At 70.8% G+C, this 11,756-nt stretch carries 8 protein-coding genes and 1 riboswitch; of the genes, 5 read left to right on the forward strand and 3 right to left on the reverse strand.

Annotated features, from left to right (window positions below):
• Positions 1 to 348: 348 nt before the first annotated feature.
• Positions 349 to 1,368, reverse strand: a complete 1,020-nt coding sequence (locus JNO44_RS31070) for a sucrase ferredoxin (protein ID WP_205367008.1) — start codon at positions 1,366 to 1,368, stop codon at positions 349 to 351.
• A 484-nt stretch (positions 1,369 to 1,852) separates the two neighbouring features.
• Here JNO44_RS31070 and JNO44_RS31075 point away from each other — a divergent pair, with 484 nt between their 5' ends.
• Entirely contained in the window at positions 1,853 to 2,965 is a 1,113-nt protein-coding gene (locus JNO44_RS31075; RefSeq protein ID WP_205367009.1) for a CobW family GTP-binding protein, read from the forward strand.
• Between the two features lie 204 nt (positions 2,966 to 3,169).
• Here the strand turns inward: JNO44_RS31075 and JNO44_RS31080 are convergent, their stop codons facing one another.
• Positions 3,170 to 5,614 (reverse strand): DNA gyrase/topoisomerase IV subunit A, encoded by a 2,445-nt coding sequence (locus JNO44_RS31080; protein ID WP_205367010.1) that lies wholly within the window; start codon positions 5,612 to 5,614, stop codon positions 3,170 to 3,172.
• Between the two features lie 312 nt (positions 5,615 to 5,926).
• On the opposite strand from JNO44_RS31080, the gene JNO44_RS31085 reads away from it, so the two are divergent.
• The 4 genes from JNO44_RS31085 to JNO44_RS31100 all read left to right on the forward strand — a co-directional run bounded on the left by JNO44_RS31085 (position 5,927) and on the right by JNO44_RS31100 (position 10,870).
• The gene (locus JNO44_RS31085; protein ID WP_205370803.1) at positions 5,927 to 7,267 is read left to right on the forward strand and encodes a M16 family metallopeptidase; all 1,341 of its coding nucleotides are present in this window, start codon (positions 5,927 to 5,929) and stop codon (positions 7,265 to 7,267) included.
• A gap of 38 nt (positions 7,268 to 7,305) precedes the next feature.
• Complete coding sequence (locus JNO44_RS31090) at positions 7,306 to 8,688, forward strand: M16 family metallopeptidase (RefSeq protein WP_205370805.1); 1,383 nt, start codon at positions 7,306 to 7,308, stop codon at positions 8,686 to 8,688.
• 301 nt (positions 8,689 to 8,989) lie between these two features.
• A riboswitch (cyclic di-AMP (ydaO/yuaA leader) is annotated at positions 8,990 to 9,145 on the forward strand.
• 13 nt (positions 9,146 to 9,158) lie between these two features.
• Positions 9,159 to 9,938 (forward strand): M23 family metallopeptidase, encoded by a 780-nt coding sequence (locus JNO44_RS31095; RefSeq protein ID WP_205367011.1) that lies wholly within the window; start codon positions 9,159 to 9,161, stop codon positions 9,936 to 9,938.
• 245 nt (positions 9,939 to 10,183) lie between these two features.
• The gene (locus tag JNO44_RS31100; RefSeq protein WP_205367012.1) at positions 10,184 to 10,870 is read left to right on the forward strand and encodes a GntR family transcriptional regulator; all 687 of its coding nucleotides are present in this window, start codon (positions 10,184 to 10,186) and stop codon (positions 10,868 to 10,870) included.
• A 526-nt stretch (positions 10,871 to 11,396) separates the two neighbouring features.
• Here JNO44_RS31100 and JNO44_RS31105 read toward each other — a convergent pair.
• The gene (locus JNO44_RS31105; RefSeq protein WP_073449701.1) at positions 11,397 to 11,678 is read right to left on the reverse strand and encodes an HPr family phosphocarrier protein; all 282 of its coding nucleotides are present in this window, start codon (positions 11,676 to 11,678) and stop codon (positions 11,397 to 11,399) included.
• Between the last annotated feature and the right edge of the window lie 78 nt (positions 11,679 to 11,756).

The following is an 11,756-nucleotide window of genomic DNA, read 5'->3' on the forward strand; positions in this document are numbered from 1 at the left end:
AGGCCGGTGGTCCGTCCCATGTCGCTCGGTGGCTGCCAGGCAGCGCCGCGTTGAGCAGGTGAATGCACCGGCCGGGGTGCGCGCGGGGACAGCGCGCGGAGGGGAACGGGCATGTGGGCTGCAGGCGCTGGCGCGGTGCCGTCGGATGTGGGGGCGCGGGGCGACCGGAGTATGGCAACCGTGCTGCGGTCGATGGGGCCGATGTTGACTCTGGGGTTCGCTGCGACGCTGGGACTGGCGTTGGGGGTTGCGCTGGCCCGCGCTGTGGAGACCGGCGCGGGACCGGTCGACACGGCACGGAACCCCCGTCGGGGCGGTGAAGCGGCGGATCCGGATCCACCGCCGGAATCAGAACGGCGGAAGCGCGGGCGAGCGGGACTGCCCCGCAGCAACGCCGTCCGCGAGCGCGGTGATGGAGGCGACCGCCATACGCGTCGGTGGACCGAGCGGCGCACCACAGCTGGCGGGCGCAGGAGCACCATCGGCCCGCTGATCGACCATGACTCTCCAGCCTCGCCCGTCCGTGTGCGCAACGGTAACGGCCCAACTGTCAACGGCGTTCGCCATCGGTCCGTCTCCGGACGTCGGTCCGTGGCCACTCCCCGGTCCGGCCGGTTCGGGCCGCACCGGATCGGTCCGTACGACGTCGAGTGCGTCCGCGCGACGCTCCCGGATCAGCTCGCGGACCGCGAGGTCGGCGGCCTGGGCCGGACGGTCCCACGTCGAACGGCCCCGGCACTGGTCGAGCGCGACGAGACTACCTCGCGCCGCTTCCACGACATCCTTGACCAGCTGAGTCGAGGCGCGTCCGTAGGCGTAGCCGTAGGGGAGGACGAACAGAGTGGGGGAGAAACGGTGACCTCCGATGTGCGTCACCTCCCACGTCGCGCCGCCCCCGGCGGCCAGCTCGGCGGCCAGCGGGCGGCCGAGGAGCGCACAGCAGCGATCCCGCTTTCCGTTGGTGCACACAAGCACCACCGGTTCGCCGGTGTACGGCTCCCAGAGACCGAGATGGTCTCCGGCTCCCGCGGCGGCGAAATCCAGCCCGAGCGCAGCTCGCGGGTCGGTGACGATGGTGGTGCGGATCCAGGAACGGCCGGGAGCGGTGTGCGCGAGGAACAGCCGACGCCGGGGGGTGCCGTGAAAGTCGGCATGGCGCCCGGGCCGACGGATGAGAGCAACGCGCACGCCGGTACCTTCTGCCGCGGCTTCCAGGGCCCGGCCGACGTGCGGGTCGAGGTGGCTGTCCGCCAGCGCCTTGGCTCCCCATGGCCCGGTCTGCTCGATCAGCAGCCAGGTCCGGGCGGTGGCTGCTGTTCCAGCGAGAGGTTCGGACGCTTCGAGGGAAGCGGTAGCGCATGTGCTCACAAAGGTGAGCCTAACCCGGAGGGCCATGCCCGGAATGCCGGGAGGACTGCGAGGCATGCCACGACGAGTGGCGGTGGTCTGTCGTGCCTCCGGTACAGCGGAATCGGGCACGGAGGCCGCCGGCTGCGACGCCGCCCGGCACGGCCGAAACGCAGGAGGCCGACGCCGAAGGCACCCAATGAGGGTCGGCGGAGGCGGTGACGTTGGTGCGCAGGTGTCGCAGGCTCCAGACGGGTGGTGGTGCGGACCTCGGCCATCGGTAGGGCCGGGACTTCGAGAGCATCCGTGGAGTGGCCTGAGGAGTGGATGCGCCTCATCCGGCACGGTCGCTGTTCACGACTGCCGCGGTTCGTTTGATCCGGGGCGGTCTCCGGGCCGGACGGGTAGCAGGGCGGGGCCCTTGGCATGGGCGGTCCGTTACGATCGACAGCTCGTCCGCCGCCGGGCCGTGCGGCCCGCCACCCGCACCATGGAGGCGCTCCCCTTGGCCACGCAACAGATCCCGGTCGTCGTGCTCGCGGGCTTCCTGGGGTCAGGCAAGACCACCCTCCTCAACCACCTGCTGCGTGCCGGCGACGGCACCCGTATCGGTGCGATTGTCAACGATTTCGGCAGCATCGAGATCGACGCCATGACGGTCGCCGGGCAGGTCGACTCGATGGTCTCGCTCGGCAACGGGTGCCTGTGCTGCGCCGTCGACACGAGTGAGCTGGACACCTACCTGGAGCGGCTGGCCCGCCCCGCGGCACGTATCGACGTGATCGTGATCGAGGCCAGTGGGCTGGCCGAGCCACAGGAACTCATCCGCATGATCCTGGCGAGCGACAACGACCGGATCGTCTACGGCGGACTGATCGAGGTGGTCGACGCAGCGGAATTTGCAGACACTCGCGTTCGGCACCCCGAACTGGACCGGCACGTGGGCATCGCCGACCTCGTGGTGCTCAACAAGGCCGACAGGATCGGGGACGACGCGCGTCAGGAGCTCATCGGCACGCTCGGATATCTCGCTCCCGGCAGGCCGGTGATCTGCACGGCGTACGGGCGGATCGATCCGGAGATCTTCTTCGACCGCGGGCCCGGGGAGGACCGCGATGCGGCTGTGCGCCAACTGTCCTTCGAGGACCTGCTGCGCGAGGCTTCCGCCAACGGAGCCCCGGGCCAGGCGGTCGATGGCGGTGGCGACCACGACCACCAGAGTTGCCGTGACTGCGAGCATGGCCACGCCGAGCACCTGCACGCCGCCTACGAGAGCGTGGAGTTCACGTCCGCCGAGCCGATGCATCCGCGCCGCCTGATGGAGTTCCTCGACAGCCGACCCGGCGGCCTCTACCGCATCAAGGGGTTCGTCCACTTCGACGTCGCGGAGAACCGTCAGAAGTTCATGTTGCACGCTGTCGGCAACTTCCTGCGCTTCTACCCCGAGCCGTGGCCGAAGGGGGAGGAGCGGTGCACCCAGCTGGTGATGATCGGCAGCGGTATCGATGCTCCGGCACTGCGCAAGGAGCTGGAGAACTGCCGCCAGACCGTGCCGGCGGAGGCCGATGAGAACAGCATGTGGGGCGTGCTGCGGTACGTGCCCGAGCAGGAGGCGTGAGCGCAGCGGCCGGAGCGCCGTGTGCCGTCGGCCTGCCACGGAGAGGCACCGTTACGGGGAGCGCCTCTTGAGGCCGGGAGTTGATGTCGTAGGCGCCGCTACAGGCGGCAACGCTCTCCAGGCCGGTTCCCCGGGGCGTACAACCGACGCCGCCGGGGTGGTCGTTCACCACCCCGGCGGCGTCGTGTGTGCAGGCCGTCGTGGTTACACGGGACCGGCCAGTGCTGCCACCGGCTTGTCCAGCGCCACTCCGGAGCCGTCCCGGCGGGGATCCGGCTCCGGCAGCGGTACCGGCGCTCCCTTGGCGTCAGCGGCCCGCACCGGCGCCGGACCGGCCCAGGCCATCGTCAGGCAGTCCTCGCCCTTCAGGAAACGCTGGCAGCGCACACCGCCGGTCGCCCGGCCCTTGCGCGGGTACTGGTCGAACGGCGTGAGCTTGGCCGTCGCCACCGAGTCGTCCAGCGTGCCGTGCGACCCGGCGACCGTGAACACCACGGCGTCCGCGGCCGGATCGATCGCCGCGAAGGCGATCACCTTCGCGCCCTCGCCCAGCTTGATGCCGGCCATACCGCCCGCCGGCCGGCCCTGTGGCCGCACCTGTGCCGCCGGATACCGCAACAGCTGCGCCTCGTCGGTGATGAAGACCAGGTCCTCCTCGCCCGTACGCAGCTCCATCGCGTCCACGATGCGGTCGCCCTCCTTGAGGGTGATGACCTCCAACTCGTCCTTGTTGGACGGGTAGTCGGGCACCACCCGCTTCACGACGCCCTGCTCCGTACCGAGCGCAAGACCCGGCGAGGACTCGTCCAGCGTCGTCAGGCACACCAGCCGCTCGTCGTCCTGCAGGCTCAGGAACTCCGAGATCGGCGCGCCGCCGGAGAGGCTGGGCGTCATGGTGTCCGGAAGCTGCGGCAGATCGATCACCGCCAGCCGCAGCAGCCGCCCGAAGGACGTCACCGCGCCCACCTCGCCACGCGCCGTCGCCGGCACCGCCGAGACGATCACGTCGTGCTTGCCGCGCTTGGCGTCGGCGTCGAACGACGTCTCCGCCGTGGTGGTGCGCGCCAGCAGGCCCGTGGAGGACAGCAGCACCCGGCACGGGTCGTCGGAGACCTCCAGCGGCACCGCGGCGATCGAGGCGCCCGCCGACTCCTGCAGAACCGTGCGGCGCGCCGTGGCGTACTTCTTGGCGACCACGGCCAGCTCGCCCGAGACCAGCTTGCGCAGCTCGGCGTCCGAGTCCAGGACCCGGGTCAGGTCCGCGATCTCGGACTCCAGCCGGTCGCGCTCCGCCTCCAGCTCGATCCGGTCGAACTTGGTCAGCCGCCGCAGCGGGGTGTCCAGGATGTACTGGGTCTGCACGTCACTCAGCGAGAACCGCTCGATCAGGCGCTCCTTGGCCTGGGCGCTGTTCTCACTGGAGCGGATCAGGCGGATGACCTCGTCGATGTCCACCAGAGCGGTCAGCAGGCCCTCGACCAGGTGGAGCCGGTCGCGCCGCTTGGTGCGGCGGAACTCGCTGCGACGACGCACCACGTCGAAGCGGTGGTCGACGTAGACCTCCAGCAGTTCCTTCAGGCCCAGCGTCAGCGGCTGGCCGTCGACCAGCGCGACGTTGTTGATGCCGAAGGACTCCTCCATCGGTGTGAGCTTGTAGAGCTGCTCCAGCACGGCCTCGGGGTTGAAGCCGTTCTTGACCTCGATCACCAGTCGCAGGCCGTGCTCGCGGTCGGTGAGGTCCTTCACGTCCGCGATGCCCTGGAGCTTCTTGGCCCCCACCAGATCCTTGATCTTGGAGACGACCTTCTCCGGGCCGACCGTGAAGGGGAGTTCGGTGACGACCAGCCCCTTGCGGCGGGCCGTGACGTCCTCCACCGTGACCGTGGCGCGGATCTTGAACGTGCCGCGGCCCTTCTCGTACGCGTCCCGTACACCGCCCAGGCCCACGATCCGACCGCCCGTCGGCAGGTCCGGACCCGGTACGAAGCGCATCAGGGTGTCGAGGTCGGCGTTCGGGTGCTTGATCAGGTGGCGGGCGGCGGCGATCACCTCGCCGAGGTTGTGCGGCGGCATGTTCGTCGCCATACCGACGGCGATCCCGGACGACCCGTTGACGAGGAGGTTCGGGTACGCGGCGGGGAGGGCGACCGGCTCCTGCTCCTGGCCGTCGTAGTTGGGCGTGAAATCGACGGTGTCCTCGTCGATGGACTCCGTCATCAGGGACGTCGCCGACGCCATCCGGCACTCGGTGTACCGCATGGCGGCGGGCGGGTCGTCATTGCCCAGGGAACCGAAGTTGCCGTGCCCGTCCACCAGGGGCAGCCGCATGGAGAACGGCTGCGCCATGCGCACCAGGGCGTCGTAGATCGACGCGTCGCCGTGCGGGTGGAGCTTACCCATCACCTCGCCGACGACCCGGGCGCACTTCACGTAGCTGCGGTCGGGCCGCAGGCTCATTTCGTTCATCTGGTAGAGGATGCGGCGGTGTACGGGCTTGAGACCGTCGCGGGCGTCCGGCAGGGCACGCGAGTAGATGACCGAGTACGCGTATTCAAGGAAGGAACCCTGCATCTCATCGACGACGTCGATGTCGAGGATCCTCTCCTCGAAGTCGTCCGGCGGCGGGGTCTTCGTGCTGCGGCGGGCCATCGCGGCTGCGGCTCCTTTTGCTGCGTCTACTGCCGATGTGTGATCAACGCTGTCGGGTCAACGCTTCGGACCCACACTGGGATCAACGTTGACCGGCCGGCCGGCGGACCGACCGGCGAGTCCGATGAGTCTGACGCGGACCATTGTGGACCGCCCCACCGACAACGCTCACCACGACTCCCCCCTTGACGCCCCGCAGGCGGCCACGGCGCACGTTCGGGGCCTTCCTCACGGGAACTTCGCCAGATGCCGACGCGGTTGCATACAGTGACAGAACTTCCTCGCAAGCGGATCGAAGGGACGTACATGCCCATGGGTCACACGGCCACAGAACAAGCCGGCTCCGGCGGCCTGACAGCGACCGAGCACCGGCTGGCCAACGGCCTGCGCGTGGTGCTCTCCGAAGACCATCTGACGCCGGTGGCAGCCGTCTGCCTCTGGTACGACGTCGGGTCGCGCCACGAGGTCAAGGGCCGTACGGGCCTGGCTCACCTCTTCGAGCACCTGATGTTCCAGGGGTCCGCGCAGGTGAAGGGCAACGGCCACTTCGAGCTCGTCCAGGGCGCCGGTGGCTCGCTCAACGGGACCACCAGCTTCGAGCGCACCAACTACTTCGAGACCATGCCCGCCCACGAGCTGGAGCTCGCCCTCTGGCTGGAGGCGGACCGGATGGGCTCGCTGCTGGTCGCACTCGACGACGAGTCCCTGGAGAACCAGCGCGACGTCGTCAAGAACGAGCGCCGCCAGCGCTACGACAACGTTCCCTACGGCACGGCCTTCGAGAAGCTGACGGCCATGTCCTACCCGGAGGGCCACCCGTACCACCACACCCCCATCGGGTCGATGGCCGACCTCGACGCCGCCTCCCTGGAGGACGCGCGGGCCTTCTTCCGCACCTACTACGCGCCCAACAACGCGGTCCTGTCCATCGTGGGCGACATCGACCCCGAGCAGACGCTGGCCTGGGTGGAGAAGTACTTCGGGTCGATCCCGTCGCACGACGGCAAGCAGCCGCCCCGCGACGGCGGTCTGCCCGACACCATCGGCGACCAGATCCGCACGGTCGTGGCGGAGGACGTCCCCTCCCGTGCCCTGATGGCCGCCTACCGCCTCCCGCACGACGGCACCCGTGAGGCCGACGCCGCCGACCTCGCGCTCACCATCCTGGGCGGCGGCGAGTCCTCCCGCCTGTACAACCGCCTGGTGCGCCGCGACCGCAGCGCGGTCGCCGCAGGCTTCGGCCTGCTGCGGCTGGCCGGCGCGCCCTCGCTGGGCTGGCTGGACGTCAAGGCGTCCGGTGGCGTGGAGGTGCCCGCCATCGAGGCCGCGGTCGACGAGGAGCTGGCCCGCTTCGCCGAAGAGGGGCCGACCCCGGAGGAGATGGAGCGGGCGCAGGCCCAACTGGAGCGCGAATGGCTGGACCGGCTCGCCACGGTCAGCGGGCGCGCCGACGAACTGTGCCGCTTCGCCGTCCTGTTCGGCGACCCGCAGCTCGCGCTCACCGCCGTCCAGCGCGTCCTGGCGATCAGCCCGCTGGAGGTGCAGACGATCGCCAAGGCCCGCCTGCGCCCCGACAACCGCGCCGTGCTCGTCTACGAGCCCACCGCGCAGACCGACGCCGCCGGCACCGAGGAAGAGGAGGCGGCCAAGTGACCGACGCCACCACCCCCGCAGACGCCCCCGTGAGCACCATGGAGTTCCACCCGCAGCCCCGGGGCGGCGCCCCCAAGCCGTGGGCCTTCCCGGCCCCCGAGCGCAGCCGGCTGGCCAACGGGCTGACCCTCCTGACCAGCCACCGCCCCGGCCAGCAGGTCGTTGCCGTGGAGGTCAACCTCGTCGCCCCGCTGGAGACCGAGCCTGAGGGCCTCGACGGCGTCGCCACGATCATGGCCCGCGCCCTGTCCGAGGGCACCGACAAGCACACCGCGGAGGAGTTCGCCGCCGAGCTGGAGCGCTGCGGCGCCACCCTGGACGCGCACGCCGACCACCCCGGTGTGCGGGTCTCCCTGGAGGTCCCCGCCTCCCGGCTGCCGCGCGCCCTCGGGCTGCTCGCCGACGCGCTGCGCGCCCCCGCCTTCCCCGACAGCGAGATCGAGCGGCTCGTCGGCAACCGCCTCGACGAGATCCCGCACGAGCTGGCCAACCCGGCCCGGCGTGCCGCGATGGCGCTGTCGAAGGAACTGTTCCCGGCCACCTCCCGGATGTCCCGGCCCCGCCAGGGCACCGAGGAGACCGTCGCGCGGATCGACGCGGCCGCCGTCCGCGCCTTCTACGACGCGCATGTCCGGCCCGCCACCGGCACCGCCGTCATCGTCGGCGACTTCACCGGCGTCGACCTGGACGCGGCGCTGGCCGACACCCTGGGCGCCTGGACGGGTTCCACCGCCGAGCCCCCGAAGCCCACCGCGGTCGTGGCCGACGACGCCGGCCGCGTGGTGATCGTCGACCGCCCGGGCGCCGTCCAGACGCAGCTGCTCATCGGGCGGGTCGGCGCCGACCGGCACGACCAGGTGTGGCCCGCCCAGGTGCTCGGCACGTACTGCCTGGGCGGCACCCTCACGTCCCGGCTGGACCGTGTGCTGCGCGAGGAGAAGGGCTACACCTACGGGGTGCGCGCCTTCGGGCAGGTGCTGCGCTCCTCCGCCCCGTCCTCGCCGGAGGGGGCCACCGGCGCCGCACTGCTCGCCATCAGCGGGTCGGTGGACACCGCGTCCACCGGGCCGGCCCTCCAGGACCTGTGGACGGTGCTGCGCACCCTCGCGGCGGAGGGGCTGACGGACGCCGAGCGTGACGTCGCGGTGCAGAACCTCGTCGGTGTCGCGCCGCTGAAGTACGAGACCGCCGCGGCCGTCGCGGGGACGCTGGCCGACCAGGTGGAGCAGCAGCTCCCGGACGACTACCAGGCGCAGTTGTACGCCCGGCTCGCCAAGACCGGCACCGTCGAGGCGACCGCGGCGGTCGTGAGCGCCTTCCCGGTGGACCGGCTGGTGACGGTCCTGGTCGGTGACGCGGCGCAGATCGCCGAGCCCGTCAAGGCGCTGGGCATCGGCGAGGTGACGGTCGTCAGCGGCTGATCCCGCCGGGTGACGGACGGTCAGCAGACGGCTCGTCACGTATCGACAAAGCGGCTCTCGTGGTGGTCACTTGCCACGGGAGCCGCTGCGTGTGCGCGCGCCGGGTCCGTGACTTCCGACGTGCACACGGCTCCGCGGGATCACGCTCGGCGGGCGGTTGGAGATGCCCGGCCGGTTGTGCCGGTTGCCCGTTTCGCGTGTGGCGTGGCGCACAAAAATCCGGTTCTGTTTGCCGATTGAAAGTTGTCCCGATTAGCGTCGGTCCGGCTGTTCGTCACAAGTCCGCCACAACAGTGGCACCGGACAGCCATCGCCGAGTCCCCGCACGGCGCGAGCCAGGGGAGCCGGGGACCCACACGTCCCTTGGGGTGAATCGGGTGCCTCTCCGGAGGAACCCGTAGGAGACCTTCCTGCTCCGAACCCGTCAGCTAACCCGGTAGGCGAGAAGGAAGGAAAGGACCAGCCAGTACATGGCGTTCACCCGTGCCACCGGGAAGCACCGCCGCGCGACCCGCACCGCTCGTACCACTCGCAACCTCGCCGGCATAGCCACCCTCGCCGCCTCCGGTGTCGTCGCCTCCGTGGCGTCGCCCGCGCTGGCCGCCACGGGCCAGGCGGCCCACCACGACACCGGCCTCCAGCAGGCCGTCGTGATGGGTGACGAGCTCGCCGTCCGGATCGAGGCCCAGGCCGACGCGCAGCAGGCGGCCGCCGAGGCCACCGCGGCCCGGGCGAAGGCCGAGGCGGAGGCCCTGCGGCTGGCCGAGGTGGCGAAGAAGAAGGCCGACGAGGAGCGCGCGGCCAAGGTGCGCGCCGCCCGCGAGGCCGAGCGCAAGCGCCTCAACACCTTCGTCGCCCCTGTCACCGGCTCCTACGTCTCCACCGCGTACAAGGCGTCCAGCGGCCTGTGGTCCTCCGGCAGCCACACCGGTATCGACTTCCACGCCGCCTCCGGCACGTCCGTCCACGCCGTGGGCTCGGGCACCGTCGTCGAGGCCGGCTGGGGCGGCGCGTACGGCAACAACATCGTGATCAAGATGAACGACGGTACGTACACCCAATACGGTCACCTGTCGTCGATCGGGGTGACGGTCGGCCAGACGGTGACCCCCGGGCAGCAGATCGCGCTCTCGGGCAACACCGGCAACACCACCGGCCCGCACCTCCACTTCGAGGCGCGGACGGGCCCCGACTACGGCTCGGACATCGACCCCGTCGCCTACCTCCGCGCGCACGGCGTCACCGTCTGACCTCACCCGGACCTCTCCGCCGCAGCACCGTCCCCCGGAGCCCCGGCCCGCCACCCTGGTGGGCCGGGGCTGCGTCGTCCCCCGGGGCCGCCGGTGCACCGCCCGCCCAGTGGCTCTGCGCACCGGCCGAAAAGCGCCGGTGAATTCACGACATGCTGCGGGAAAACTCTCCGCGTTCGAATAGAGTCGGAGAAAGTCGCCGACGGGGCGGCACTTTTTCGCAGATTACGGCGGAGGCACGGACGATGCGAGGCCATATTTCCGCGCATGCGGTGTGCACAGCGATTCGCGACGACATCGTCTCCGGCGTACTCGCGCCGGGGAGTCGGCTGATCGAGGACATTCTCGCCGCGCGCTACGGCGTTTCCAGGGTCCCCGTGCGGGAAGCGCTGCGCACCCTCCAGTCCGAGGGATTCGTCACCACCCGCCACCACGCGGGCGCCTGCGTCGCCGAACTCGACGAACAGGAGGCCGCCGACCTCCTCGACATCCGTGCCCTCCTGGAGCCGCTGGGCGCCGCCCGCGCGGCCGCCCGCCGCAGCTCCGCCCACCTGAAGGTGCTGCGCGGCCTGGTACGGCTCGGCCGGGAGCGGGCCCGCCACGGCCACCCCGCCGACCTGCGCCAACTGGACAGCTGGTTCCACGAGACGCTCGCCCAGGCGACCGGCAGCCCCAGCCTCACGGCACTGCTCACCCAGCTGCGGCGCAAGATCGAGTGGATGTACGTCGTGGAACCGCCGACCCGAGTCGCCGACTCGTGGGACGAACACGGTGCCGTGCTTGACGCGATCGCCCGGGGGGACGCGGAACGGGCCCGTGCCCTCATGGCAGCCCACATCGAGCGGTCGCTTCCCGTGTACCGGCTGCGGCGCGCCGCTCCCGTGGTGAGGGAGCCGAAACGAGCCGTCAACACGGTGCGCGCCCGCACTTAACAATCGCCCCGTATACAAAGAGATGGCGTAGCGGAATTGACGCCATGGGGAAGGAAGGCGGATGGGGCGGGCGGGGTGGGGCGAGATAGGGCGGGGAGTTTGTGCTTCGCACTCCGCAACCCCTAATTCGGGATTCCGTTTTCGGGAATCCTGCCGCGATCGAGAATTCTGTAGGCTGAAGGAAAAGAACTCCGACCGGCGACGGGTATTTCTGGACGCCCTGAGCAGCGCATGGCGGGGCGGGGGATTCGCGAAGCCCTGTCCGGCGTCCTCACGGCCCGCCTTCCGCCTTCCCCGGCCGCCCGTTTCCGGCCCGGCAGCGTGGCGCCGACCGCCGGATCCGCCTCCCGGCGCGGCCCCTGACGACGTGGCATGCGACGGCCCCGGCGCCCCTCGCCGCAAGAAGGCGCGCCTCCGCGCCGCCGCCCAAGCAAACGACCCCGCCGCAGTACCCGGTTGTCCCGGTCACCGCGGCGGGGCCGCATCAGCAGAAGGGGGGAGTCGGGACGCGGGGCCCCGGTGCTCCTCAGACGGTCTCGGGGAGCTCCTCGAGACCCTCGGCGACCAGCTTCGCCAGACGGTCGAGCGCAGCCTCGGCACCATCGGCGTCGGAGGCCAGCACGATCTCCTCGCCACCCTGGGCGCCCAGGCCCAGAACCGCGAGCATGGAGGCGGCGTTGACGGGGTTGCCGTCCGCCTTGGAGATCGTTATCGCGACACCGGAGGCGGTGGCCGCTCGGACGAAGATCGACGCGGGGCGGGCGTGCAGGCCCTCGGCCCAACCGACATTGACGCGGCGCTCAGCCATGGTGTTGCCCTTCAAAGTCGTGACTGTTGTCTAGACCATTCTCGCACGGTGCCACGAGTGGTCCCGTAGCACTTCGTC

Origin of the sequence: Streptomyces noursei (genome assembly GCF_016917755.1) — a bacterium.
Taxonomy (GTDB): Bacteria; Actinomycetota; Actinomycetes; order Streptomycetales; family Streptomycetaceae; genus Streptomyces; species Streptomyces yunnanensis.

Coding starts and splice junctions, on each gene's coding strand:
- JNO44_RS31080 (WP_205367010.1), bottom strand. CDS start 5,614: ATGGCCCGCCGCAGCACGAAGACCCCGCCGCCGGACGACTTCGAGGAG.
- JNO44_RS31090 (WP_205370805.1), top strand. CDS start 7,306: ATGGAGTTCCACCCGCAGCCCCGGGGCGGCGCCCCCAAGCCGTGGGCC.
- JNO44_RS31085 (WP_205370803.1), top strand. CDS start 5,927: ATGGGTCACACGGCCACAGAACAAGCCGGCTCCGGCGGCCTGACAGCG.
- JNO44_RS31100 (WP_205367012.1), top strand. CDS start 10,184: ATGCGAGGCCATATTTCCGCGCATGCGGTGTGCACAGCGATTCGCGAC.
- JNO44_RS31095 (WP_205367011.1), top strand. CDS start 9,159: ATGGCGTTCACCCGTGCCACCGGGAAGCACCGCCGCGCGACCCGCACC.
- JNO44_RS31105 (WP_073449701.1), bottom strand. CDS start 11,678: ATGGCTGAGCGCCGCGTCAATGTCGGTTGGGCCGAGGGCCTGCACGCC.